The sequence below is a fragment of the Cellulomonas sp. Leaf395 genome (genome assembly GCF_001424125.1).
Classification (GTDB): domain Bacteria; phylum Actinomycetota; class Actinomycetes; order Actinomycetales; family Cellulomonadaceae; genus Cellulomonas.
On sequence record NZ_LMQI01000002.1, the window covers coordinates 475,374 to 499,920 of the forward strand.

General features: G+C 71.6%; 22 protein-coding genes. 12 read left to right on the forward strand and 10 right to left on the reverse strand.

Features of this window, described 5'->3' with window-relative positions; genetic code table 11:
- Positions 1 to 193: 193 nt before the first annotated feature.
- From fabI to ASG23_RS06560, 6 genes are read left to right on the forward strand one after another with little or no spacing between them, the layout of a single operon-like run.
- A complete protein-coding gene (gene fabI, locus ASG23_RS06535) occupies positions 194 to 961 on the forward strand; it encodes an enoyl-ACP reductase FabI (protein WP_056021894.1) in 768 nt (255 codons plus the stop codon).
- A gap of 46 nt (positions 962 to 1,007) precedes the next feature.
- Positions 1,008 to 2,459, forward strand: coding sequence for a nitronate monooxygenase (locus ASG23_RS06540; protein WP_056021898.1), 1,452 nt, complete (start codon positions 1,008 to 1,010; stop codon positions 2,457 to 2,459).
- A gap of 11 nt (positions 2,460 to 2,470) precedes the next feature.
- Complete coding sequence (locus ASG23_RS06545) at positions 2,471 to 4,144, forward strand: phospholipase D family protein (protein ID WP_235520919.1); 1,674 nt, start codon at positions 2,471 to 2,473, stop codon at positions 4,142 to 4,144.
- 26 nt (positions 4,145 to 4,170) lie between these two features.
- Positions 4,171 to 4,872: an MSMEG_4193 family putative phosphomutase gene (locus ASG23_RS06550; RefSeq protein WP_056021901.1), complete on the forward strand. Its 702-nt coding sequence runs from the start codon at positions 4,171 to 4,173 to the stop codon at positions 4,870 to 4,872.
- A 10-nt stretch (positions 4,873 to 4,882) separates the two neighbouring features.
- Entirely contained in the window at positions 4,883 to 5,422 is a 540-nt protein-coding gene (locus tag ASG23_RS06555) for a DUF3090 domain-containing protein (protein WP_056021904.1), read from the forward strand.
- Positions 5,419 to 6,192 carry an SCO1664 family protein gene (locus tag ASG23_RS06560; protein WP_056022723.1) on the forward strand — a complete coding sequence of 258 codons (774 nt, stop codon included), beginning with the start codon at positions 5,419 to 5,421 and terminating at the stop codon, positions 6,190 to 6,192. Before ASG23_RS06555 ends, ASG23_RS06560 begins: the two co-directional genes overlap by 4 nt.
- Before the next feature lie 38 nt (positions 6,193 to 6,230).
- On the opposite strand, the gene ASG23_RS06565 is transcribed toward ASG23_RS06560, so the two are convergent.
- Positions 6,231 to 7,448, reverse strand: coding sequence for an ROK family transcriptional regulator (locus tag ASG23_RS06565; protein ID WP_082515890.1), 1,218 nt, complete (start codon positions 7,446 to 7,448; stop codon positions 6,231 to 6,233).
- Positions 7,449 to 7,521: 73 nt separating this feature from the next.
- Between ASG23_RS06565 and ASG23_RS06570 the strand changes: the two genes are divergently transcribed.
- From ASG23_RS06570 to ASG23_RS06585, 4 genes are all read left to right on the forward strand, one after another.
- Positions 7,522 to 9,195, forward strand: coding sequence for a glycoside hydrolase family 13 protein (locus ASG23_RS06570; RefSeq protein ID WP_056021910.1), 1,674 nt, complete (start codon positions 7,522 to 7,524; stop codon positions 9,193 to 9,195).
- An 81-nt stretch (positions 9,196 to 9,276) separates the two neighbouring features.
- Positions 9,277 to 10,563 (forward strand): ABC transporter substrate-binding protein, encoded by a 1,287-nt coding sequence (locus ASG23_RS06575; RefSeq protein ID WP_056021913.1) that lies wholly within the window; start codon positions 9,277 to 9,279, stop codon positions 10,561 to 10,563.
- Between the two features lie 38 nt (positions 10,564 to 10,601).
- The gene (locus ASG23_RS06580; RefSeq protein ID WP_082515892.1) at positions 10,602 to 11,528 is read left to right on the forward strand and encodes a carbohydrate ABC transporter permease; all 927 of its coding nucleotides are present in this window, start codon (positions 10,602 to 10,604) and stop codon (positions 11,526 to 11,528) included.
- Positions 11,528 to 12,427, forward strand: a complete 900-nt coding sequence (locus ASG23_RS06585) for a carbohydrate ABC transporter permease (protein WP_056021916.1) — start codon at positions 11,528 to 11,530, stop codon at positions 12,425 to 12,427. The genes ASG23_RS06580 and ASG23_RS06585 overlap by 1 nt, the downstream gene beginning before the upstream one ends.
- Here the strand turns inward: ASG23_RS06585 and ASG23_RS06590 are convergent, their stop codons facing one another.
- The 5 genes from ASG23_RS06590 to ASG23_RS06610 form a co-directional block, all read right to left on the reverse strand.
- Positions 12,428 to 13,324, reverse strand: a complete 897-nt coding sequence (locus tag ASG23_RS06590) for an SDR family oxidoreductase (RefSeq protein WP_056022729.1) — start codon at positions 13,322 to 13,324, stop codon at positions 12,428 to 12,430.
- Positions 13,325 to 13,366: 42 nt separating this feature from the next.
- On the reverse strand, positions 13,367 to 15,364 hold the full coding sequence (locus ASG23_RS06595) for a vWA domain-containing protein (RefSeq protein WP_056021918.1): 1,998 nt from the start codon (positions 15,362 to 15,364) through the stop codon (positions 13,367 to 13,369).
- Positions 15,357 to 16,742: an ATP-binding protein gene (locus tag ASG23_RS06600; protein ID WP_056021920.1), complete on the reverse strand. Its 1,386-nt coding sequence runs from the start codon at positions 16,740 to 16,742 to the stop codon at positions 15,357 to 15,359. The genes ASG23_RS06595 and ASG23_RS06600 overlap by 8 nt, the downstream gene beginning before the upstream one ends.
- 40 nt (positions 16,743 to 16,782) lie before the next feature.
- The gene (locus ASG23_RS06605; RefSeq protein WP_200941522.1) at positions 16,783 to 17,898 is read right to left on the reverse strand and encodes a methyltransferase; all 1,116 of its coding nucleotides are present in this window, start codon (positions 17,896 to 17,898) and stop codon (positions 16,783 to 16,785) included.
- Positions 17,899 to 18,170: 272 nt separating this feature from the next.
- Complete coding sequence (locus ASG23_RS06610; RefSeq protein ID WP_157465546.1) at positions 18,171 to 18,644, reverse strand: hypothetical protein; 474 nt, start codon at positions 18,642 to 18,644, stop codon at positions 18,171 to 18,173.
- Between the two features lie 548 nt (positions 18,645 to 19,192).
- On the opposite strand from ASG23_RS06610, the gene ASG23_RS06615 reads away from it, so the two are divergent.
- Entirely contained in the window at positions 19,193 to 19,900 is a 708-nt protein-coding gene (locus ASG23_RS06615) for a ZIP family metal transporter (RefSeq protein WP_056021931.1), read from the forward strand.
- Positions 19,901 to 20,202: 302 nt separating this feature from the next.
- On the opposite strand, the gene ASG23_RS06620 is transcribed toward ASG23_RS06615, so the two are convergent.
- The 4 genes from ASG23_RS06620 to ASG23_RS06635 are packed head-to-tail and all read right to left on the reverse strand — an operon-like array spanning position 20,203 to position 23,174.
- A complete protein-coding gene (locus ASG23_RS06620) occupies positions 20,203 to 21,225 on the reverse strand; it encodes an FtsX-like permease family protein (protein ID WP_056021934.1) in 1,023 nt (340 codons plus the stop codon).
- Positions 21,222 to 21,938, reverse strand: a complete 717-nt coding sequence (locus tag ASG23_RS06625; RefSeq protein ID WP_056021937.1) for a CDP-alcohol phosphatidyltransferase family protein — start codon at positions 21,936 to 21,938, stop codon at positions 21,222 to 21,224. Before ASG23_RS06625 ends, ASG23_RS06620 begins: the two co-directional genes overlap by 4 nt.
- Before the next feature lies 1 nt (position 21,939).
- Positions 21,940 to 22,527 (reverse strand): phosphatidylserine decarboxylase, encoded by a 588-nt coding sequence (locus tag ASG23_RS06630; protein ID WP_056021941.1) that lies wholly within the window; start codon positions 22,525 to 22,527, stop codon positions 21,940 to 21,942.
- Complete coding sequence (locus ASG23_RS06635) at positions 22,527 to 23,174, reverse strand: ABC transporter ATP-binding protein (protein WP_162242666.1); 648 nt, start codon at positions 23,172 to 23,174, stop codon at positions 22,527 to 22,529. The genes ASG23_RS06630 and ASG23_RS06635 overlap by 1 nt, the downstream gene beginning before the upstream one ends.
- 89 nt (positions 23,175 to 23,263) lie before the next feature.
- On the opposite strand from ASG23_RS06635, the gene ASG23_RS06640 reads away from it, so the two are divergent.
- Positions 23,264 to 24,541 carry a cytochrome P450 gene (locus ASG23_RS06640; RefSeq protein WP_056021945.1) on the forward strand — a complete coding sequence of 426 codons (1,278 nt, stop codon included), beginning with the start codon at positions 23,264 to 23,266 and terminating at the stop codon, positions 24,539 to 24,541.
- Positions 24,542 to 24,547 lie beyond the last annotated feature (6 nt).

Here is a 24,547-nt window from a genome sequence, read left to right on the forward strand (position 1 = left end):
ATGCTCCCACCCGGTGTCCGGCGCAGGACGGTGCAGGCCGGCCGGCCGCGGCGCAGCGCACACGAGAGCGATGACCGACCGGCAGGGCCCGCCTGTCAAGGTGCCGAACGGCCCTGGTGCCGCGGCTGTGGCCGACTAGCGTCGTGGAGCCGGGCGAAACCAAGGGACGGCACCGATACGACAGGAGACGCCGGTGGCGCTGCTCGACGGCAGGACGATCCTGGTGACCGGGGTGCTCACGGAGGGCTCGATCGCCTTCCACGTCGCCCGGCTCGCCCAGGAGCAGGGCGCGCAGGTGGTCCTCACGTCGTTCGGCCGCCAGCAGCGGCTGACTGAGGCGATCGCCCGGCGGTTGCCCACCCGGGCGCCGGTGGTCCAGCTCGACGTCACGTCCGCCGCGGACCTGGCGGCCCTGGCAGGGGCCGTCGGTGAGCACGCGGACCGCGTCGACGGGGTGGTCCACTCGATCGGCTTCGCTCCCCAGGCCGTGCTCGGCGGGCAGTTCCTGGACGGCCGGTGGCCCGACGTCGCGACCGCGCTGGAGGTCTCGGCCTACTCGCTCAAGGCACTGGCGGTGGCTGCGCGGCCGCTGATGCGCCGGGGCGGATCGCTGGTCGGTCTGACGTTCGACGCGACCGTCGCCTGGCCGGTCTACGACTGGATGGGCGTGGCCAAGGCCGCGCTGGAGTCGACCTCGCGCTACCTGGCCCGGGACCTGGGTCCCGACGGGATCCGCGTCAACCTGGTCGCCGCCGGCCCGGTCCGGTCGACCGCGGCCAAGTCCATCCCCGGCTTCGAGTCGATCGAGGGCGGTTGGGACCAGCGGGCACCGCTCGGATGGGACGTCCACGACGCCGACCCGACCGCACGGGCCGTCGTCGCGCTGCTCTCGGACTGGTTCCCGGCCACGACGGGCGAGATCGTGCACGTCGACGGCGGGGTGCACGCGATGGGGCTGTAGCGCCCGGCTCGGCGCAACCGACGTCCCACCAGGTCTGGAGAGCTCGATGTCGACACCCCCGCCCGTGACGTCGCCGAGGCGCGCGCTCCCGACGATCATCCAGGGCGGGATGGGGGTGGCAGTCTCGTCCTGGCGCCTGGCGTCCGCCGTCGCCCGGCGCGGCCAGCTCGGCGTGGTGTCCGGTACCGCGCTGGACCTCGTGCTCGCGCGCCGCCTCGAGGACGGTGACCTCGACGGCTCGGTCCGTCGCGCCATGGCGGCGTTCCCGGTGCGGGCGATCGCCGAGCGCGTGCTCGCGCGGTACCTGCGACCCGGCGGACGGGCACCCGGCGTGGCATACACCCCGGTGCCGCGGCTCAGCATCCGCCCCGGCCGGGCCGTCCAGGAGCTGACCGTGCTCGGCAACTTCGTCGAGGTGTGGCTGGCCAGAGCGGGCCACAGCGGCCCCGTCGGCATCAACTACCTGGAGAAGATCCAGATGGCGCTGCCCGCCGCGGCGTACGGCGCGATGCTCGCCGGGGTCGACGCCGTGCTCGTCGGCGCGGGGATCCCCCGCCACCTGCCGCACCTGCTCGATGACCTCGCGGTCCACCGCCCGACCCGGCTGCCCGTGGACGTCGCCGGCGACCCGGGCGGCGACCACGGCGTGGAGATCGACCCGCCCGACCTGCTCGGCCCCGGTCTGCCGCCGCTGGACCGGCCAAGGTTCCTGGCCATCGTGTCCAGCGAGGTCCTCGCCGCGTACCTGGCGCGCGACCCCGCGATCCGTCCCGACGGCCTCGTCATCGAGGGCCCACGGGCCGGGGGCCACAACGCGCCGCCGCGCGGCCGACCGGTGCGGGACGACCGGGGCCAGCCGGTGTTCGGCTCCCGGGACCAGGCGGACATCGGCAAGGTCGCCGCGACGGGTCTGCCCTTCTGGCTGGCCGGCTCGCTCGGCACACCCGAGGGCGTGCGGGCCGCGGTGGCGGCCGGCGCGAGAGGTGTCCAGGTGGGGACCGTCTTCGCACTGAGCACCGACTCCGGGCTGACCCCGGTGCTGCGCGCGAGGCTCCTGACCGGGCTGCGGGCCGGGGAGCTCGAGGTCCTCACCGACGGGGACGCCTCGCCGACCGGCTTCCCGTTCAAGGTCGCCCAGCTCGAGGGCACGCTCTCGGACCCCGCCGTGCGCGAGGCGCGGCCGCGCCTGTGCGACCTGGGGTACCTGCGGTCGCCCTATCGCAAGGACGACGGTCGCGTGGGGTACCGGTGCCCGGCCGAGCCGGTCGCTATGTTCGTCCGCAAGGGCGGGTCGCCCGACGATGCCGCCGGTCGGGCGTGCCTGTGCAACGCGCTGTCGGCGGACGTCGGCCTCGGCCAGACCCGGCCGGACGGCCGCTCCGAGGAGGGCCTGGTCACCCTCGGAGCCGACCTGACCGGCGCGAGCCGGCTGGCCGAGCTGCACCCGGACGGCTGGTCCGCCGACCATGTGCTCGACTGGCTCCTCGCCCCCGCGTGACGGGCTCGCGCGTGGCCGCGACCAGCCACCTGTGCCAGTTTGGTTCCGTGCACCGCCACGAGCGCCCGTCGCCCCGGTCCGGGGTGAGCCTGCCCGCGATCGCAGGAGGCCGGACCGAGCTCGGCTGGTTCCTCACCCAGGAGCAGCGAGGCAACGACGCGACGCGGATCCGGCCGTGGACCGAGGGCAACGCGGTGCGCCCGCTCGTGCACGGCTCCACGTACTTCGCCGTGCTCGCCGAGGCGCTCGCGCGTGCGGGTGAGGGCGACCTCGTGTTCTTCAGCGACTGGCGCGGAGATCCCGACGAACAGCTGACGGAGGACGGCGAGACCGTCGTCCAGGCGCTCTCGAGGGCCGTGCACCGCGGTGCGATCGTCAAGGGACTGATCTGGCGCTCGCACCTCGACCGGCTGCGGTTCTCGAACGAGGAGAACCGCAACCTCTCCGAGGACGTCAACGACGTCGGCGGCGAGGTGCTGCTGGACCAGCGGGTGCGCGCAGCGGGCAGCCACCACCAGAAGTTCGTGGTCGTCCGCCACCCGGAGCGCCCGGCCGACGACGTCGTCATGCTCGGCGGGATCGACCTGGCGCACGGCCGGCGGGACGATGCCGACCACCGCGGCGACCCCCAGTCCGTCCCGTTCGCTCATCAGTACGGCACGCGCCCGCCGTGGCACGACGTCCATGTCGAGATCCGCGGTCCGGCCGTCCGCGACGTCGAGGACGTGTTCCGGGAGCGATGGGAGGATCCGGCTGCGCTGTCCCGGCTGCCGTGGCAGGCGATCCCCGACATCCTGCGCGGGGAGGACCGACGGGCCGACGGGCTCCCGCCACCGATGGCGGACCCGCCCGAGGCCGGCACCTGCGCGGTCCAGCTCCTGCGCACCTATCCCCAGCGCCGTCCCGGGTACCCGTACGCGCCCGCCGGGGAGCGCAGCGCCGCCCGCGGGTACGCCAAGGCGCTGCGGCGCGCGCGGCGCCTCGTCTACGTCGAGGACCAGTACCTGTGGTCGGCCGACGTCGCGCGGGTCTTCGCCGCCGCGCTGCGCCGCGAGCCGGGACTGCACCTCATCGCGGTCGTTCCCCGGTATCCGGACCAGGACGGCACGCTGGCCCGGATGCCCGTGCGGCTCGGCCACGCGCGAGCACTGCAGATCGTGCGCGCCGCGGGTGGCGACCGCGTCCAGGTTCTCGACGTCGAGAACCATGCCGGCAATCCCGTCTACGTGCACGCCAAGGTCTGCGTGATCGACGACGTGTGGGCCACCGTGGGCAGCGACAACTTCAACCGTCGGTCGTGGACGCACGACTCCGAGCTCACCGCGGCGATCCTCGACCAGCGTCGGGACGAACGGGAGCCTCGCGACCCCGGGGGCCTGGGTGACGGTGCCCGACGCTTCGCTCGCGAGCTCCGGCTCGAGCTGTGGCGCGAGCACCTCGATCGCGACGACGACGACGGGCTGCTCGACCCCACCGACGCGATCGAGGCCGTCCGTGCGAGCGCCGTCGCGCTCGATGCGTGGCACGACGGCGGGCGCTCTGGCCCGCGTCCGCCCGGTCGGCTCCGGGCGCACCCGGCCGTGCACATGACGCGCTGGCAACGCCTGCTCGCGGCTCCGGTGTACAACGCCGTCGTGGATCCCGACGGACGTCCGGCGTGGCTGAAGGTGCGCGGCCAGCACTGAGCACGGCCGCTGCCTAGGCTCCAGGCATGCCCACCGTCATCCTCGTCCGGCACGGCCGCAGCACGGCGAACGTCGCGGGGATCCTGAGCGGGCGGGCCTCCGGCGTCGATCTCGACGCGGTCGGGCGCGACCAGGCGAGCCGCACAGCCGCACGGCTCGCCGCGGTGCCGCTGGTCGCGGTGGTCTCGAGCCCGCTGGCGCGGTGCCGGCAGACGGCGCGGGTCATCGCGGAGCACCAGGGAGATGGCCTGGCCACGCACCTCGAGCCGGGCATCGTCGAGTGCGACTACGGGCAGTGGCAGGGACGCCCCCTCAAGGAGCTCGCCCAGGAACCGCTGTGGTCGGTGGTGCAGAACCAGCCGTCCGCGGCCGTGTTCCCGGGCGGCGAGTCGCTGGTAGCCATGCAGGAACGGTCGGTGGCGGCGATCCGTCGGCGGGACGCGGCACTGGAGGCGGAGCACGGCGCCGGAGCGGCGTGGGTGGCCGTGACCCACGGCGACATCGTCAAGTCCGTCCTCGCGGACGCGCTGGGCATGGGTCTCAACCTGTTCCAGCGCCTCACCGTCAACCCCGGATCGGTCTCGATCATCCGGTACGGGACGACTCGCCCCGAGGTGGTCGCCACCAACACGGACTCGGGCGACCTCTCCTGGCTGCGCGCTGCGGGTCCGGTGGGCGACGCGCAGGTCGGCGGCGGTGCCGGGCCCGCATCGGCTCCACCCGCCTAAAATGAGCGACATGCCGGCCCTTGTCCACCAGTTCGACTGGCCCGACCGCGTCGTCGTCGGCACTGTCGGTCCCCCGGGTTCCCGATCCTTCTACCTGCAGGTGCGCGACGGCGCTCGGAGCACGAGCGTGGGACTGGAGAAGGAACAGTCCGCGGTGCTCGCCGAGAAGATCGACGAGATCCTGGACGCGCTCATGGCCGACGAGGGGAACCGGTTCAGCGTCCCCGCCGCCACCCCCGCCGAGCTCGTCGACGACGACCCGCTGGACCAGCCCGTCGAGGAGCAGTTCCGCGCGGGGCTGATGCGCCTGGGGTGGGATCCGACGACCGCGCAGGTCATCGTCGAGGCGTTCCCGCTGGAGGAGGCGGCTGAGGAGGAGGCGGAGCCCGCAGAGCCGAGCGAGGCGCTCGTCGTCCGGATGCCCGTGGGGACCGCCCGCGCGTTCGTCGACCGCACCCGGCTGGTGGTCCGGTCGGGCCGGCCCGCGTGTCCGATCTGCGGCGGGCCGGTCGACGACGACGGCCACGTGTGCGGCGCGCCCGCTTCGTGACCAGCGACGAGGTCGACCTCGTCGGCGGCGAGCTCGAGGTCGTCGGGCGCATCACGGTCGCCTCGAACGCGACCTTCCTCGCGACGATCGGCCAGGTCAGCGTGGTCTACAAGCCGGTCGCCGGGGAGCGGCCCCTGTGGGACTTCCCGGACGGGACGCTGGCCAACCGGGAGGCAGCCGCCTTCCTGGTCTCCGAGGCGTTCGGCTGGGACGTCGTGCCGCGCACCTGCCTGCGCGACGGTCCGCTGGGCCCGGGCATGGTGCAGCTCTGGCAGCAGCCGGACGCCGCGCAGGACCCGGTCGACGTCGTCCCGGCGCAGGCCGTACCGCCGCAGGGCTGGTGCGCGGTCTTCCAGGGCATCGACGACGACGACCAGCCGCTGACCCTGATCCACGAGGACTCCCCCGCGCTGCGCCGTATGGCTGTCTTCGACGTCGTCGTGAACAACGCCGACCGCAAGGGCGGCCACATCCTCCCGACGCAGCAGGGCCACCGCTACGGCGTCGACCACGGCGTCAGCTTCCACGTCGAGCACAAGCTGCGGACGGTCCTGTGGGGCTGGCGCGGCGAGTCGCTGGACCCCGACGAGGTGGCGGGCGTCGAACGGGTGCACAAGTGCCTGGACGGCGACCTCGGTCAGCGCCTGTCCGAGCTTCTCACCGACGACGAGCTGGCCGCACTGGCCGACCGCTGCGACCGGTTGGTGCGCAACGGCGTCTTCCCCGGCCCGTCGGGCGACATGCCCGCGTTCCCATGGCCCTTCTTCTGAGCAGCGAAAAGGCGGTGCGCCCCGACCGGTGGCGGTCGTCAGCGCAGCCCGGCAGGCGCGATCTCGAGAGCGTGCTCGCGCACGTGGTCCAGAGCCCGCTTGACCGCGCCGACGGTCACGATGTCGCGGCCCAGCTCGGACGCGAGGACCTCGATACCCGGTGGGTCGACGTACCTTTCGACGTCGCGCCGGACGAGCTCGAGCAGCGGCCCGCAGGACTCCGCGACGGCGCCGGCGATGATGACGCGCTCCGGGTCGTAGATGCTCGCGAACGTCGCGACCACCCGGGCGAGGAGCGCGGCCACGTGCTCGATGACGCTGACCGCGAGCGGGTCGTCGTCCGCGGCCGCCGCGAAGACGCTCGCGGCGTCCAGCGCCCCGGGGTCCAGGTCCTGCAGGGACGACGACCCAGCGCGCCCGTCCAGACGCTGCAGCTGCGCACGGGCATCGTCGCGGACCAGGGCGGCGATGCCGTCGGCTGAGCCCACGCCCTCGACGAAGTCCAGGTAGCGCATCTCCCCCACGCCGCCGTGGGCACCGCGCAGCAGGCGATCGTCGTCGATGACTCCCGCACCGAACCGCTCGCCGGCGAGCAACGTGACGTGGGTGCGCGCGTCCCGGCCGTGGCCGCGCCAGTGCTCGGCGATCGCTGCCAGGTTCGCGTCGTTGTCGACGAGGGTCGTCCATCCGTGCCGGTCGTGCAGGTGGCGGGCGATGTCGGGGTTCATCCGGTCCCAGAACGGGTTGTCCTGGAAGGACGTGCGCCCGTCACGGTCCACAGGGGCGGGCACGCCCACCGCCACGGCCAGGACGCTCCGCGCAGGTGCACCCGCGTCCGCGAGGGCGGCGACCACGGCCTCCTCGAGCAGCCCGAGCCGCCGGGACGCGGTGCCGTCCTGCGGCGCCACCGGGAACACGACGCGGGAGAGCGAGCTGCCCCGCAGGTCCGTCACGGTGGCGCTGATGCGGTGCTGACCTGCGTCGACGCCGATGACCACTCCGGCGCGGGCGTCGAACGCGTAGCGGCGGGCGGGCCGTCCGCGGTGCTCGGTCCCGGTGCGCTGGCTCTCCAGCTCCGTGACCCAGCCGTGCTCGATGAGCTCGTCGCACACGCCGTGCACGGTCGCCCTCGAGAGTCCGGTGGCCTCGATCAACGCGGATCCGGTGACCTCGTCCACGTCCCAGAGATGGTCGAGCACCAGCCGCGCGCTGGCGTCGCGCAGGTGCCGCGACGCCACCGGATTTCGGACGACCACTTGACCTCCTCGATCGATGGTGCCACTTTAGTGGCAGGTCTTAAATTTAGGACGTACATCAATTGGAGGACGAGTGACGACCCTCGCAGCGACCGGCCGCACGGCAGCCGGCCCCCAGCAGCGGGACGCGACCTGGTGGCGGCAGGCTGTTGTCTACCAGATCTACCCGCGAAGCTTCGCCGACTCCAACGCGGACGGCATCGGCGACCTGCGCGGCATCACGGGCAAGGTCGGCTACCTCCGCGAGCTGGGCGTCGACGCGGTGTGGTTGAGCCCGTTCTACCCCTCGGCACTGGCCGACGGCGGCTACGACGTCGACGACTACCGTGCCGTCGACCCGCGGATCGGGACGCTCGTGGAGTTCGACGAGCTCCGCGCCGCCCTGCACGGTGCCGACATCCGGCTCGTCGTCGACATCGTCCCCAACCACACCTCGAACCGGCACGCGTGGTTCCGGGAGGCGCTCGCGTCCCCGCCCGGCTCGCGGGCGCGTGAGCGCTACATCTTCCGGCCGGGCCGTGGCGAGCGGGGAGAGCTCCCACCGAGCGACTGGACCTCCACCTTCGGTGGCCCGGCATGGGAGCCCGTCGGCGACGGCGAGTGGTACCTGCACCTGTTCGCCCCGGAGCAGCCCGACCTCAACTGGGCCGACGACGAGGTGCGCCAGGACTTCCTCACCACGCTCAGGTTCTGGGCCGACCGAGGAGTCGACGGCTTCCGCATCGATGTCGCGCACGCGCTGGCCAAGGACCTGACCGAGCCGCTCGCAAGTCAGGCTGAGCTCGATGCCGACGTCTGCAGCGGTGCCCACCCGCTCCAGGACCGCGACGAGGTCCACGACATCTACCGCGAGTGGCGCCGGCTGTTCAACGAGTACGACCCGCCGCGCACCGCCGTTGCGGAGGCGTGGGTCCCCGCGCACAGACGCTCTCGCTACGCCTCCCCCGAGGGGCTCGGGCAGGCCTTCAACTTCGACCTGCTCGAGGCGGGGTGGAATGCGACGGCGTTCTCCTCGATCATCGACAAGAACCTCGAGCTCGCCCGCGAGTCCGGCGCCTCGTCCACCTGGGTGCTCTCCAACCACGACGTGGTCCGGCACGCCACCCGCTACGCGCTGCCCGACGGCACCGACCTCAACGCGTGGCTCCTGCACGACGGCGCCGAGCCGCACCCCGACGAGGAGCGCGGCCGTCGCCGGGCGCGTGCGGCGACGCTCCTCATCCTCGCCCTCCCCGGCTCCGCGTACCTCTACCAGGGCGAAGAGCTTGGCCTGCCGGAGGTGGCGGACCTGCCGACCGACGCCCTCCAGGACCCGACGTTCCTCCGTTCCCGCGGCGAGCAGAAGGGCCGCGACGGCTGCCGGGTGCCGCTGCCGTGGGCCGTGCAAGGCCCCACGCTCGGCTTCGGCGACCGGCTCGCGCACCTCCCGGTCCCGGCTGACTTCGTCCGCTTCGCCGTCGAGAGCCAGGCCTCCGACGAGGACTCGACCTTGAGCTTCTACCGGCGGGCGCTCGCCGAACGGCGGCTGCTGCAGACCGGTGAGTCGCTGGAGTGGCTCACGCCGACGTCTCCGGCGGTGGTCGCGTTCACGCGGCCCGGCGGCTGGACGTCCTTCACGAACTTCGGGAGCACGCCGGTGCCGATGCCGGCCGGCACGGTGATCGTGTCGAGCTCGCCGATCGACGGGCACACAGTGCCCGCGGAGACCACCGTCTGGCTGCAGCAGGACCGGCCAGCTCCCCTCTGACGACGCCGGTAGGTGCCCCGGCACATGTCCGGACGGCGGCGACCCTGCCGTCAGGTGACTTCGACCAATGGAGGCGAAGGCATGACATCCCACACACCCCTGATGTCGACGGAGCTGAGCCGACGAGGGTTTCTTCGCGGCATCGGGGTCGCGGGCGCCGGACTCGCCGTCGCGTCCTGCGCCCCCAGCTCCGGCGGCTCCGGGCCCACCGAGATCGTCTTCTACCAGTCGAAGCCCGAGGTGATCGGCTACTTCGACGAGCTCATCGACCAGTTCCACCAGACCCAGTCGCGCGTGCGGGTGCGCCACGATGCCACGTCGAACCTGGCCGGCACGTTCGTGCGGGAGTCGCCCCCCGACATCGGCTGTCTCAACTACAACTTCGAGATCTCGCGCTACGTCGAGCGCGGCGCGCTCAGCGATCTCGGCGACATGCCCGAGGCGCGGCGGATCCTGGGCGACCTCCAGCCCCTCATCGACGTCACGGCCTCCTACGAGGACCGGACCAGCGTGATCCCGTACTCGCTCATGGCGGCAGCCGTGCTCTACAACCGGGAGATCTTCGCGCAGCAGGATCTGACGGTCCCGACCACCTGGGACGAGTTCGTCGCCGTGTGCGACGCGCTCGCGGCTGCGGGGATCACGCCGCTGTACAGCACGTTCAAGGACCCGTGGACGATCGCGCAGGGCCACTTCGACTACTCGGTCGGCGGCATGATCGACACCACGGACTTCTTCAACCAGCTCAAGAGCCAGGGCACCGACGTCGACTCCGACTCCCCTGTGTCGTTCGAGCAGCAGTTCCTCGATCCGGTCCACCGGATGCAGGAGCTCGTCTCCTACTCCAACGACAACGCCGCGAGCCGGGGATACGGAGACGGGAACGTCGCGTTCGCCAACGGCGAGGCCGCCATGTACCTGCAGGGTCCGTGGGCGATCGGGGAGATCGCGAAGACGAACCCGGATCTCGATGTCGGTGCGTTTCCTCTGCCGGCGACGGACGACCCGGCTGACCGCAGGGTGCGGGTCAACATCGACCTCGCGCTGTGGATCCCGGAGGGCTCCACGAAGAAGGAGGCTGCCCGGGAGTTCCTGTCGTTCCTCATGCAGCCCGACGTCATCGACGCCTACAACGCGCACGCCCTGGGCTTCGGCGTGACGGAGGACGCCGCACCGGTGACCAACGAGACGCTGGTCGAGCTGAAGGAGTACTACGACCGGGCCGCGTTCTACCTGGGCGCCTCCCAGCTGGTCCCGCAGTCGATCCCGCTGCAGAACTACACGCAGTCCCTCACCTCAGGTGCCGACCCCGAGTCGATCCTGCGGACGCTCGACGCCGACTGGCGGCGCCTGGCCTTCCGTTCCTGACGGGCCTTCGCCTCACACCCCACGAACGGAGACACCTCATGGTCACAGCAGCCCCCACCCGCCCCGCGGGCCGTGACGTCGCGGCACCGCTGCAGACGAGGACCGACCGCCCACGGATCTCCCGGACGTTCTACCTGTTCCTGCTGCCCACGCTCGTCCTCTTCACGCTCTCCATCACCCTGCCGGCCATCATGGGCATCACGCTCAGCTTCACGGACTCGGCCGGCTTCGGAGAGTTCCAGTTCACCGGTCTCACCAACTACGTGGCGCTGTTCTCGGACCCGGCGATCCGCAGCTCGTACCTGTTCACGATCGGGTTCGCGCTCGTCACCGTGCTGCTGGTCAACGTCGTCGCGTTCCTTCTCGCCGTCGGCCTGACCGCCAAGATCCGGGCGAAGGTCGCGCTGCGGGCGGTGTTCGTCTTGCCCATGGTCATCTCGGGCATCGTCATCGCCTACGTCTTCAACTTCCTGTTCTCCAACTCGGTCCCGCAGCTCGGGCAGGCCGTGGGCATCACGGCGCTCGAGCAGAGCCTGCTGGCGAACCCCGACCTGGCGTGGCTGACGATCGTGATCGTCACGGCGTGGCAGGCGATCCCCAGCGCCCTGCTCATCTACATCGCGGGCATCCTGTCCATCCCGGGCGAGGTCTACGAGGCCGCGGCGATGGACGGCGCCTCGGCGCGTCGGCGACTGTTCGCCATCACCCTGCCGCTCGTCGCGGGGTACGTCGTCATCAACCTGGTCATCGGCTTCAAGAACTTCCTGAACGCCTACGACATCATCGTCGGCCTGACCAACGGCGGTCCCGGCACGGCGACCCGCAGCGTCGCCATGACGATCTTCACCGGCTTCACCGGCGGCGACTACGCCTATCAGATGGCCAACGCCACGATCTTCTTCCTCATCGCGGTGGTCCTCGCCGTCGTCCAGCTTCGTCTCACCCGCGGAAGGAACGCGTTCTGATGACTGCCCAGACATTGGTCACCGCCACCCCTGCCCAGGTCCCGGTCCGGCGGCGGCGCCGCTTCCTCGGCCGAGGGGGCGAGGATCGCCCCAGCTGGGGAACCACCCTCACGCTCGTCGTGTGCACGCTCGCGGTCTTCCTGCCGCTCTACGCGACGCTCACGATGGCGTTCAAGACCACCACCCAGTCGGTCGACGGGCAGGTGTTCTCCCTGCCGTCCCCGTTCAGCGTCGACGGGTTCGTCCAGGCCTGGGAGCTCACCAACTTCCCGCGCGGATTCGCCATCTCGGTGTTCGTCACTGCGGTGACGGTCGTCGGCACCGTCCTCCTCGCGTCCTTCGCGGCGTACGCGATCGCCCGCAACTGGGACCACCGGTTCTTCCGGTGGTCGTTCTTCTACCTGCTGGCCGCGATGTTCCTGCCGTTCCCCGTTCTGGCGCTCTCCCAGGTCAAGCTCACGGGGATGGTCGGGCTCGCCAACCCCGTCGGCGTGGCGCTCCTGCACGTGATGTTCCAGCTGTCGTTCAGCGTCCTGCTGTTCACCGCGTTCATCCGCGGCCTCCCCGAGGAGCTCGAGGAGAGCGCACGGCTCGACGGCGCCACCACCTGGGTCGTGTTCCGACGCATCGTGTTCCCGATGATGGCGCCGATGAGCGCGACCGTCGCGATCTTCGCGTTCCTCGCGTCGTGGAACGACTTCATGATGCCGTCGCTCATCACCGCCGACTCCACGCTGCAGACCCTGCCTGTGCTGCAGAGCGTCTTCCAGACCCAGTTCAGCAGCAACTACAACGTCGCGTTCGCGTCGTACCTCATGGCCATGGCGCCCGCGATCATCGTGTACCTGTTCACGCAGCGCTGGGTGATGTCCGGCGTGACGCAGGGGGCGATCAAGTGATCAGGGCACGTTCGCCCCGCCGTTGACGTTGATGACCTCGCCCACGACGAAGCTGGACTCCGGCGAGGCGAGGAATACGTAGGCGGGCGCTTGCTCGACCGGCTGGCTCGTCCGACCGAGCCAGGACGAGTCGCCGAAGCCGTCCAGCTTCTCCGTGGGCTGCCCGTCGGAGACCTGCAGCGGCGTCCACACCGGCCCGGGTGCGACGGCGTTCACGCGGATGCCGCGGGGCGCCAGGTCGGCGGCGAGCGCCTTGGTGAAGCCGATGATGCCGAACTTGGTCGACGCGTAGTTGATGATCATCGGCGACGGGTTGTACCCCTGGACCGACGTGCTGTTGATGATCGTCGACCCCGGGCCGAGGTGCGGCAGGGCGTCGCGCGTGATCCAGAACATCGCGTACAGGTTGGTCTGGATGGTGCGGTCCAGGTCGGCCTCGTCCAGCTCGTCGAAGCTCTGGTGGTACACCTGGTGCGCCGCGTTGTTCACCAGGATGTCCAGCCCGCCGAGACCCTCGACCGCGTCGGCGACCAGGGTGCGGCAGAACTCGCGGTCCCGGATGTCGCCCGGGAGCAGGACCGCCGTCCGGCCCGCTGCACGCACGTGCTCCGCGATGGCCTCGGCGTCCACCTGCTCCTCCGGGAGGTAGCTGAGGGCCACGTCCGCACCCTCGCGGGCGAACGCGATGGCCACCGCCGCGCCGATGCCCGAGTCACCGCCGGTGATGAGCGCCTTCCGACCGGGCAGGCGACCCGTGCCGCGGTAGGTGGTCTCGCCGTGGTCGGCCTTGGGGTCGAGCTCCGCGTCGAGGCCCGGCACCGGCTGCCACGAGGCGTGCGGCTTGATGTGGGAGTGGCGCTCGACAGGGTTGTCGAACGTGAGCTGGTCAGGCGACATCGTCATCTCCTCCAGGGGGTTCGATAACGATATCGGTCCAGGTCACCACTCGTCGTCGCGACCCCACCCCCCGAAGGCGCCGCTGCGACGCGAGCTCAGGTAGGAGTCGATGACGGCGGCGCCCAGGTCGTCGGACTCGGGCGTGACGACCGTGCCGCCCGCCCGCTTGGCCATGGCGTCGACGAACCGCGCGAGGCCCGGGTCGTCGCCGAGGCGAAAGAAGGTCGTGCGCGCGCCCAGGCGAGCGGAGCCGTCGAGCTCGCGCACCGCGAGCGCGATCGTGAGCGGGTTCGGTGGGTAGTCGAAGAAGACCTCGCCGTCGGACTCCAGGTGGGACGTCGGCTCGCCGTCGGTGACGATGAGGAGCACGGGTTGCGCGTTCGGGTGCTTGCGGAAGTGGCGGTTTGCCAGCAGGAGCGCGTGGTGCAGGTTGGTGCCCTTCTCCCACTTTTCGTCGAGCGCGACGAGCTCCTCGATCTGCATCACCTTGGCGGCACGCCCGAAGCCGATCAGCTGCAGGTCGTCCCCGCGGAACCGGGTCGTGACAAGCGTGTGCAGCGCCAGTGCGGTGCGCTTCATCGGCACCCAGCGCCCCTCCATCGCCATCGAGAACGACGTGTCCACCAGCAACGCCACGCACGCCTGGGTGCGCGCCTCGGTCTCCTGGATCTCGACGTCGTCGACTGTGATCTTGACGGAACCCTGCCCGCCCCCGCGGGCCAGCGCGTTGGTGATCGTCCGGCTCACGTCCCACGGTTCGGTGTCACCGAAGGCCCACTGGCGGGCGGCTCCGGACGGCTCGCCGGCGGCACCGGAGCGGCGGACGTCGTGGCCTCCCGTCCGACCGGACACCGAGTCCGCGACCGCGCGCAGGAGCGCCTTGCCGAGCTGACGCATGGCCTTCGGCGTCAGCGACAGCTGGCCGTCGGAGCCGCGCCGCATCGTCCCGGACTCGCGCAGCGCCTTCTCCAGCCGCTGCAGGGTGCGAGCGTCCACCGCGGCATCGGACCCGAGCTGGCGCGCCAGCTTCTCGAGGTCGACATCGTCCAGCTGGGACCCCTGGTACGACTGCGCGAGCTGCTCCGCGAGCGCGTCCAGGTCGGCGAGGTCCTGGAACACGCCGGTGCCGTCGCCGAGCCCGAGCCCGTTCTCGCCGTCCATGCTTTCTGAGCCGCCCCAGTCCTCGCCGGGTCGCAGGGCTCTGAGGTTGTCGTCTAGCTGGCCCAGCTCGTCCATGAGGTCCGACGAGCCGAACGCCTGCTGGGCGAGCGCGTCGAGCTCCTCGCGCTGCTCGCGCGTCATCGAGTTCCGCATGCGCTGCGCCGCGGCGGCCCTCTGTGCGAGCGCATCAAGAAGCTCGTCGAGCGTGACGGGCTGCTCCGGGAAGTACTCACCGTGCTTGGCCATGAAGTCGTCGAACTGCTCCTGGGTGTCCTGGTTGTGCTTCCGCGCGTCGAGCAGCCCGTTGAGATCGGCCAGCATCTCGCTGAGGGCGGCCCGGTCGGCGTCGGTCGCGTTCTCCAGCGCCTGCTTCATGCCCGCGAACCGCTGGTCGAGGACCTCCCGGCCGAGCAGGTCCTTGATCTTGTCGAACTCCTGCCGCGCTTCACTGCTGCGCCAGTCATAGCCGTTCAGTTCGTTCACGGCGGCCGCCGGCGAGGACGGCAGGTTGTCGAGCTGCAGCTGCGCCAGGGCCCGGTCGCCCTCGTCCATGTCGACGTCGCGCGCCAGTTGCTTGCGCTCGGCCAGCACCGCCCGGTCGAGCAGCTCCTTGACCTGCTGCAGCGTGCCGTCGAGGTTGTTCCTCTGGGTCAGCTCGTTTCGTCTCTGGGCGACCCGCCGCGCCAGCTCGTCCAGCCCGGCCCGGTCCCGGCCGCCGCGTCGCAGGAACTCGCGCATCGCCCGCTCGGGCGAGGAGCCCGCCATGACGTCCTCGCCGATCGCGTCCAGCGCCTCAGCCAGGTCGACGGGCGGCGCAAGCGGGTCCGGCCCGTCGACGTACGGGGTGTAGCGGGCCAGCCGGCGGTTGGGCCTAGCCATAGATCGTCTCGCCGCCCCCCGACTCCTTGCTGATCCGGCGCGACAGGTAGAGGCCCTCCAGCGCGAGCTCGATGGCGGCGGCCCGCTCACCGTCGTTGGTGGCTCCGAGGCGCGCGCAGACCTCGTCGTACAGCTCGGACTCGCCGAGCGACGGCAGGCCCGACAGGACGTCGCGTGCCGTGACCTGCTCGCCGGTGGTCACCATGACTCCACCCTGGATCGCGTCCACCAGGAGGCCGAAGTCGATCCCGCGCAGGTGAGCGCGGACGGTCTCCGCCGTCGCCGTGCGCAGCAGGTGGTCGAGGATCTCGTCCTCGCGCCCCTCCTCGCCGGACTCGAACTCGATCTTCCCCGCGAGCACGTCCACCGCGGTCTCCAGATCCACAGGCCGCGCCACCGCGTGGTCCTCGCCCTGCCGTGCGGCCCGGTGCAGGGCGGAAGCGGCGACGGTCTCCGCACCCGCGATGGCGAACCGGGCACTCACCCCGCTGCGCTGGTCGACCGCGCTCGACTCCCGCAATGCCTTGGTGAAGCGGGCCAGGATCTCGACGATGTGGTCCGGCACGTCCGCCTGGAGATGGGCCTCCTGCCGGATGACCGCGACCTCGTCGGCCAGCTCCGTCGGGTAGTGCGTCCGGATCTCGGCCCCGAACCGGTCCTTCAGCGGCGTGATGATCCGCCCGCGGTTGGTGTAGTCCTCCGGGTTAGCGGTGGCCACCACCAGCACGTCGAGCGGGAGCCGCAGGACGTAGCCGCGGATCTGGATGTCCCGCTCCTCCATCACGTTCAGCATCGCGACCTGGATCCGCTCGGCGAGGTCGGGGAGCTCGTTGATGGCGACGATGCCGCGGTGACCGCGCGGGACGAGCCCGAAGTGGATGGTCTCGGGGTCACCGAGTGCGCGCCCTTCGGCGACCTTCATGGGGTCCACGTCGCCGATGAGGTCGGCGACGCTCGTGTCCGGGGTCGCGAGCTTCTCGACGTACCGCTCGTCCCGGTGGCGCCACGCGATCGGGAGATCGTCGCCCTGCTCGGTCGCTCTCCGCTTGCTGGCGGCCGTGATCGGCTCGTACGGGTGCTCCCCCAGCTCGGACCCCTCGATCACCGGCGCCCACTCGTCGAGCAGGCCGACCAGCGTGCGCAGGATCCGCGTCTTGCCCTGGCCACGCTCGCCGAGCAGCACGATGTCGTGACCGGCGATCAGGGCCCGTTCGAGCTGCGGGACGACCGTGTCGTCGAAGCCGTGGATGCCCGGCCAAGGGTCGCGGCCATCTGTGAGGGCCGCGAGGAGATTCGTGCGGATCTCTTCGCGCACCGACGTGTGGACATGCCCGGAAGCGCGGAGCTCGCCGACAGTTGCGGCAGTGGGACGCATCATTCGGTCGAGAGTACGTCCGGTTCGTCCGGACTGCTTCGGCTCAGCGGGTGGAGACCGTGACGGTGAACTTCGGGTCGCGGCTGACCTGCCGGGTCGGCCCGACGACGCGCTCCAGCGTCGGCCGGTAGCGCAGGTGCGAGTTCCACACCGCCCACAGCTCGCCGCCCGGACGCAGCACCCGCGCGGCATCCTCGAACAGCGTCCGCGCCACCCCGGAGTGCACCGCGGCGCCCAGGTGGAACGGCGGGTTGAGCAGCACGAGATCGACACTCGCGTCTTCTACCGGGTCCGCACCGTCCGCGCGCACGACCACGACCCGCCCCTCCAGACCATTCGCCGCGACCGTCGCCCGAGCGGAGGCCACCGCGGCGGCGGACTCGTCGGTTGCCGTGACGGTCAGCCCGTCGTGAGCTCGTGCGAGCAGGACGGCCAGCACGCCCGTGCCACAGCCGAGGTCGACGGCCGACGCGGCGTCCGCCGGCATCGCGTCGAGGTGCGCGAGCAGCGCGCGCGTGCCGATGTCGATCCCCGTCCCGGCGAACGCGCCGCCGTGCGCGCACACCGTGATGCCGAGGTCCGGGTGCTCCTTCTGCTCTGGCCAGCGCGGTGCCGGCCGCTCGGCCGCCGGCCGGGGCTGTGATGCCACGAGCACGCGCGACTTCTGGCGGGCCAGATGCGCCTGCACGGTGGCGAAGTGGCGGCCGAGGACGTCGTTCATCGCCGTCGTCATGTGCTTGACCCGACCGCCCGCCACGACGACCACCTCGGGGTTGGCATGCTCGGCGATCAGACCCGCGATCTCGTCGAGCGCGTCGAGCGACCGCGGGAGCTGCAGCAGCACCACCCGGGCACCCGCGACGAGCTCCGGCGCCAACCCGTGACTCGTGAACCCGTCAAGGCCGAGCCGCACGGCGTTCGCGTGCAGTGCCCGCTCGCCGAGCAGGCGGTCCTGGTGCGTGCGGACGCCTGAGAGCCCGTGCCGCGCGATCGCGCCGAGCGTGAGCGCGCCGTGGTGGTCACCGATCACGACGACGTCCGAGCCGGCCGTGGCTTCCAGCGTCGGCGCTGCCTCGTCGAGGATCAGCCGGTCGCTCGCGTCGACCGCGTGCAGGTTCGGCGCCTCGAGATCGGGATAGCGACGGAGGTCGGCGAGCACGTCCGTCTCACCATGTTCCGCTGCCGCATCCACGCCACCGAGGTTAACGGTCGGCTGCCTCGGCCCTTGGGAGACCGCGGCGCTCCGGGCGCGACGTGGCCGCTGGTGCCGTCGGCTACGGCCTGCTCGCCCGGGCGGGCGTAGGGCAATGACCCACGGGCGACCTGTCACACGGTCGGCGAGCTCGATGATCGCGAGGGCGATGCTGGTCGCTGACGCGACGGTCGCCTCACGCGCGGCTGGGTCCGACTCAAGGCCGACCGTCGCCGTGCCTACTTGTCGTGCTTCGGGGCCTTGTCCTGCTTCGGAGCCTTGTCCTGCTTCGGCGCCTTGTCCTGCTTCGGTGCCGCGGCGGCCTTGGCAGCGCGGCGCGCGTCATTGCGCTCGTGCGCAGCCTCGGAGATCGCTTGTCCGTCCACGCCGCCGTTGCGCGCCTGCGCCGAGACCCACGCACCGAAGTTGTCGGCCTTGGGCCCGTGGTCGGCCTCGCCGGCGTCCGCGACGTCCGCCGCATCCTCCGAATCGTCGTCAGAATCATCCGAGGGCTCGTTTGTCGGCTCGGCACTGGCGTCCTCGGAGGGTTCGCCAGTCGGTTCCGTCGTCGGTTCCGTCGTCGGTTCTGTCGTCGGCTCTGTCGTCGGTTCCGACGTGGGGGCGACGACCACCTGGTCCCCGCCGTCCGCCGCGCCGTCGGCAACCGCCGGGACGGCAGCCGCCACACCCAGCGCTCCGGCGGCGACCGCCATGCCGACGCCCACCTTCGCGCCGAAGTTGAGGCGCCCGAACCTGGTCCGTGGGGTGCTGCCCATGACGACTCCTCGATCGAGACCACGCGGGCCGTCCGGCTGACGGCGCAGCGAGCCGTGCGTGCACCACAATCATCGGCACGCGTGCATCCCACGAGTAGTCGCTTCACCCGATCGCCCGGGCGACGAGCCCTCGGGCCTCCGAGGGCCATGAGCGTCTGGACTGAGCCGGGTTGAGATTAGTGTCCGCATATCGCGCTGTGATCTCATTTCCTGCGAGGCGTCAACAAGAGGCCCGGCAAATCGCGCATTCGTGCAGCTCGGAGCACGCATAAGGTGGAGTTGGCGGCAATCGACAGCGTGAGGAGCCGACGGAAACCGTTGGTCGGCGGCTGTTACCTGCGGGTTCGCCCTCGCGCCGAACTGGCATGGCTCGCGGCAGATCACTAGGTGCCTGGTCTCCGGCCCGTGGACGTCGTTGCCCTGGGGATGGGAGTTTCGGAGCTCAGACAGCCCGCCGGAGGCTTCTGGGGGCGGAGGGACCAACGATGTGGGAAGCACTGGGCTGGGGCGGTGTTGCTGCATCGTCGCTCGTCATCGGCGCCGCGTTGGGTATCGCACGACGATGGCCTCGCGGACTGATCGGGGTCGTCCTCGGATTCGGTGCCGGGGCCCTCATCTCGAGCGTCTCGTTCGAGCTGGTCCAGGAGGGCTACGTCAAGGGCGGCGGACTTGCGCTGGCGACTGGCCTCGCCGTCGGCGCCGTGGCGTTCTACGTCGCCGATCGCCTCGTGCAGCGACTGGGCACCCGGTCAGCTGCCGGTCTCGCCGGCGTCCCCCTCGCTCTCGGGGCCCTGCTCGACGGCATCCCCGAGCAAGCGGTGCTCGGGCTGGGGCTGGCTGAAGGTGAAGGCATCGGCGTCGCGCTGCTGGTCTCGATCTTCGTGTCGAACCTGCCCGAGGCGATCGGCTCGTCCAGCGACATGAGAGCGGCCGGCCAGGCCCCCGGTCGCATCATGCGGTTGTGGGCGCTGGTGGCTATCGCCTGCACGCTGGCGACGGTCGGCGGCTACGCGATCGCGCGGGTCACCGCAGAGCGGTTCGAGGCCGCGGTCGACGGCTTCGCCGCAGGCGCCCTGCTCGTCATGCTCGTGGGCTCGATGATCCCCGAGGCCACGGAAAAGGCCCGGGACAAGGCCGGCCTGGCAGCCGTCCTGGGATTCGCCGTCGCCGCGGGCCTGTCCGCGCTGACGTGATGTTCGAGGCTGCGCCTCAGCAGATCGTGAGTGCAATGAACTTTGCGCCTCTTGTCGCCCTTGTGTGGACGAAACTCGATCGCATGTGCAGGTCCTCCACTGCGTGAGGACGTGCTGCAGCACCGACGCGCTCCCACAGCGCAGCGGGCCGATGACGGCCAGATGACTGGTTGCCTTGGCATTCGTCATGATCGTCACTCCGGTTCATGCGGCCGTCGGGCTGGAGTGCTCACCGGTGGCGCGCACTAGGCCGCTCGGACGTCGACGAGACGCTCGTCGCCTCCCCGGGCCCCCGCTGACGTTCAGGCGTTCGCGAACGCCAGCGCAGGGTCTGTCACGACGACCTGGTGCAGACTCGCCGCCGCGGCAACGAGACCGATCACGATGCCGACACCCAGCGCGGTCACGCACTGCGCAACCGTCACGCTGACCGGCAGCGGGAAGGCGGGGACCAACAGGACTGCGGCGACGACTGCGACCACGGCGGCAAGACCCGCGAGGAGCACACCTTCGAGCGCGACCCCGCCGACGAGGCGCCACGTGGGCACGCCGATCGACTTGAGGACCGCGACGTCTCGTCGCCGGTCGAGACCGGACACGTAGCAGACGAACGCGACGATCCCCGCAGCGACCAGCCAGAGCAGGGCGGACAGGATGGCCAGGGTCCGGGTCGCGACGGCCAGGGGGCGGCGCATGTCGTCGCGGACCTCGGTGGGCGTCATGGCGGTCAGGCCGTCGGTGATCGCGGGCGTCCCGCGCACGACGAAAGCACCGGCTAGGTCGCGCCCGCCGAACGCGATCTGCTGCCCTTGCTCGAGGGTCACCACGACGGTCGGGGTGCCCCCGTTGTAGGTCAGGCCGCGCAGCCTCCCGACGACGACCATCGGGTGCCCTCCGAGCGTGAACGAGTCCCCGACCCGAGCACCGAGGGTCTCGTCGACGGCGGCCTCACCGGCCCGCACGGGCGCCCTGCCCTGGACCGTGCGCGGGTCGACCACGCCACCGGGGCGGTAGGCGATCACGTTCACATCGGTCGGCGCACCGGCCCGATCGACGACGTGCCGAAAGATCGCGACGGGCGTCCCGTCCGCCGGTCCCGCGTGAACGGGTACCGGCGAGTTCGTCGTGAACGGCCCCGCTGCTCCGGCCGGCACCACCCACGCATCGCCGGCGAAGAACTCGACCGTCCGGGTCGTCTCGGCGAGGAAAGCGTCGTGCACCGCACCGAGCAGCAGCGTCATCGCCAACACCGAGGCAGTGGCCAGGACGCCGAGCACCGCCCGCCGTGCCCGCCAGCGCAGGTCGCGCACCGTCAGCCAGATCACGGGTCAACCTGCGCCGGCAGTGCAGTCGTCTGGAGCCGCACGTTGTGCGCGATCGGCACCACGAGAAGCACCACGACGAGCCCGGCGATAGCGGGAGCGGGCATCGGGTAGAGGCCGAGCGAACCCCCGAGCCAGACGACCCAGCCCGCCGACGACAGCGCGAGAGCGGCGCCGCGCTGGGCCGGATAGCGAACGCTGCTGATCATCAACAGCCCCAGGGCCGCGAGCGCGAACGCCGCGACCCAGGCGGTCGGAGAGAGGAATCCGAGCACGATGGCGCAGGTGGCGGCGAGCGGGGACGGCAGGCCGGTGAAGTCGGCTTGCTCGTGGCGTACGGCGGCGAAGTCCGCCAGCCGGAGCAGCGCGCCGGCCGTGTACACCAGCGCTCCACCGACGAGAGCCGGGTTGCCGCCACCGTCGCGGCCGACGAGCACCGACAGCGCCACCGCAGGCGCGACCCCGAACGTGACGCAGTCCGCGAGGTTGTCGAGCGGCGCACCGAGCGCCGACCCGCCCCACCGCCGCGCCACCGGGCCGTCGACCGTGTCGAGGACCGTCGCACAGACCAGGAGCACGGCCACGACCTGCAGGAGATGCTCGGTGCTCAGGGTCGCCGCGTCTGTCGTCGCGACGAGCACGATCGCCGCTGCGCCGCACAGTGCGTTGCCCAAGGTCAGCAGGTCGGCGGCGCTCGGACGCACGATGCCGATCACGTCAGGCCGTCGCCAGCGTCGTGCGGCCGCCGGTCACCCGTTGGCCGACGCGCACCGCGGGCCTGATGCCGGCCGGCAGGAGCACGTCCACCCGCGACCCGAACCGGATCAGCCCGATCCGTTCCCCCCTGCCGACCTCCGCGCCGGCTCCCACGTACGGCACGATCCGCCGGGCGAGCACGCCGGCGAGCTGGGTCAGCACGACAGGCCCGTGAGGCGAGTCCAAGTCCCAGTGCACCGCCTCGTTCTCATGCGCGTCCGGCCGGAACGCGGGGGCGTGCGCGCCGTCGCGATGGTGCCGGACCCGGACGGTGGCCACGCACGGGCTGCGGGTCACGTGCACGTCGCGCAGGTCCAGGTACGTCGAGACGAGCCACCGGCCGTCGCGTTCCTCGACGCGGGTCACGCGCCCATCTGCCGCGCACAGAAAGGGCGCCGCTGGATCGTCACCGCGACGGTGCGGGTCCCGGAAGAAGAGCGTGCACGCGCCGGCGACGACGAACGCCGGGACGCGGACCGCGGTCCGGCGGGCGAGCGCGGCGGCGACCCAGAGCAGTGCCAACCACGCCGGTGTGCCGCGCGCGATCATCACGCAGCCACGACGGAAGGGTCGAGCTGGGTGACGGAGTCCGCGAGCGCGCTCACCCGGTCGTCATGGGTCGCGACGACGACGAGCCGCCCGCCGCTCGCCAGTCCGCGCAGCAGGTCGAGGACGACGCCCACATGATCGGCGTCGAGGTGCGCGGTCGGCTCGTCGGCCAGGAGCAGGGGCGGGTCGTGCACGAGCGCACGGGCGAAAGCGACCCGCTGCTTCTCCCCGCCGGAGAGGGTGCCGGGCCGGTGGTCGGCCCGGGCGACCAGCCCGAGCTCGTCGAGAAGACGTGTCGCCGTCGCCCGTGCTGCTCGCCGCGACACTCCCGTCAGCACGAGCGGCGCCATCACGTTCTCGGCCGCGGTCAGGCTGGGGATCAGGTTGAAAGCCTGGAACACGATCCCCACCGTTCGGTGACCCTCGATGGGGCGTCCGTCGAGCGTGACCGTGCCGGTCGCTGGGGTCAGCTGTCCGGCGAGGACCGAGAGAACGGTCGTCTTGCCGCACCCACTCGGGCCGCGCAGGGCGACCAGCTCGCCGTATCGCGCCCGCAGGTCCACGCGCTCGAACGGCCGGACCACGTCACCGCTGGTCCGGTACTCCACGCTGAGGTTGGCCACGACCAGATCGGCACCCACGCTCACGTCGCCATGATGGCGCGAGTGGGATGCGATTGGGAACGCTTCGTCCCGCTTTGGCCCCTTTTGGAGCACCCGTGTGCGACGGTGAGCGCATGCTCCAGCACGTCTCGGGCCCCACGCGAAAGTGGCTGCTGGGTCTTGCCGTCCGCGTCCGCGGCGGCAACGGCTCGCTGCTCGCCTCCCTGCCGGAGGCAACGCTGACTCCCCTGCGCCGCGACGGCCTCGACCCGCTGCCGTCGCTCGGCGCGCTGCGGGACCGGTCCCCGGTGAGCCTGCTGCGACTCCCGCTGGGTCTGCGGGGGTGGCTGGTCTCGGGGTACGACGAGGCCCGCGCCGTTCTGTCGGACACGACCTCGTTCAGCAACGACTACTCGCACGTCGTCGGCACCGTCGGTGCGTCCCCCACGCGTGACCCCGGCGGCCTGGGCATGGCCGATGCCCCCCACCACACGCGTTTGCGCCGGCTCCTGACCCCGGAGTTCACGGGTCACCGCCTCGCCCGCCTCCAGTCCCGGATCGACGAGATCGTCGACGAGCAGCTCGACCTGATGGCCGCCGCCGCCGACGTCGATGGCGTCGCCGACCTGGCCGAGCACTTCGCATGGCCCGTCCCGACGCGGGTGATCACCGAGCTCCTGGGCGTCGACGCCTCCGAGCACACCGCGCTCGCCGCGCTGAGTGCGGCCCGGTTCGACGCGACGGCCGGCGCCGGCGGGGCCCTCGGCGCGGTCTCGACGTCGGTGGACGCACTGGTCGGCGTCGTCCAGCGGCACCGCTCGGACCCCGGGCCGGGCCTGCTCGGCCGGCTGGTCCGCGGATCCGACCTGACCGACGTCGAACTCGCCGGCCTGTGCGACGGGGTGCTCACCGGGGGCCTGGAGACGTCGGCCGCGATGCTCGCGCTGGGCACCGTGGTCCTGCTGCGCGACCCGTCGATGTACCGCGGGGTGGGCGATTCGGACACCGTCTGTGCGGCGACCGTCGAGGAGCTGCTCCGCTATCTCACGGTGGTCCAGGTCGCATTCCCCCGCTTCGCCGTCGCCGACGTGATGGTCGGCGAGCGTCGCATCCGGGCCGGGGACGTCGTGCTCGTCTCGCTGTCCCTGGCCGACCGCGACCCCCGGACAGCAGGCTCGTCGTCGCTCGACAGCGTCGATCCGCATCGTCACCTACCCCCGCACCTCGCCTTTGGCTACGGCGTCCACCGCTGCGTCGGCGCCGAGCTTGCCCGGATGGAGCTGCGCTCGGCGTACTGCCGCCTGTCCCGCCGCTTCCCAGACCTGCGCCTCGCTGTCCCCGAGGCTGACCTGGAGTACCGGCAGCTCTCACTCGTCTTCGGCGTCGCGACTGTGCCCGTCGTCTTGGGCTGACGGCGA

Coding starts and splice junctions, on each gene's coding strand:
- ASG23_RS06630 (WP_056021941.1), bottom strand. CDS start 22,527: ATGATCGCGCGCGGCACACCGGCGTGGTTGGCACTGCTCTGGGTCGCC.
- ASG23_RS06595 (WP_056021918.1), bottom strand. CDS start 15,364: ATGGCTAGGCCCAACCGCCGGCTGGCCCGCTACACCCCGTACGTCGAC.
- ASG23_RS06585 (WP_056021916.1), top strand. CDS start 11,528: ATGACTGCCCAGACATTGGTCACCGCCACCCCTGCCCAGGTCCCGGTC.
- ASG23_RS06590 (WP_056022729.1), bottom strand. CDS start 13,324: ATGTCGCCTGACCAGCTCACGTTCGACAACCCTGTCGAGCGCCACTCC.
- ASG23_RS06615 (WP_056021931.1), top strand. CDS start 19,193: ATGTGGGAAGCACTGGGCTGGGGCGGTGTTGCTGCATCGTCGCTCGTC.
- ASG23_RS06540 (WP_056021898.1), top strand. CDS start 1,008: ATGTCGACACCCCCGCCCGTGACGTCGCCGAGGCGCGCGCTCCCGACG.
- ASG23_RS06580 (WP_082515892.1), top strand. CDS start 10,602: ATGGTCACAGCAGCCCCCACCCGCCCCGCGGGCCGTGACGTCGCGGCA.
- ASG23_RS06555 (WP_056021904.1), top strand. CDS start 4,883: ATGCCGGCCCTTGTCCACCAGTTCGACTGGCCCGACCGCGTCGTCGTC.
- ASG23_RS06575 (WP_056021913.1), top strand. CDS start 9,277: ATGACATCCCACACACCCCTGATGTCGACGGAGCTGAGCCGACGAGGG.
- ASG23_RS06600 (WP_056021920.1), bottom strand. CDS start 16,742: ATGATGCGTCCCACTGCCGCAACTGTCGGCGAGCTCCGCGCTTCCGGG.
- ASG23_RS06640 (WP_056021945.1), top strand. CDS start 23,264: ATGCTCCAGCACGTCTCGGGCCCCACGCGAAAGTGGCTGCTGGGTCTT.
- ASG23_RS06610 (WP_157465546.1), bottom strand. CDS start 18,644: ATGGCGGTCGCCGCCGGAGCGCTGGGTGTGGCGGCTGCCGTCCCGGCG.
- ASG23_RS06550 (WP_056021901.1), top strand. CDS start 4,171: ATGCCCACCGTCATCCTCGTCCGGCACGGCCGCAGCACGGCGAACGTC.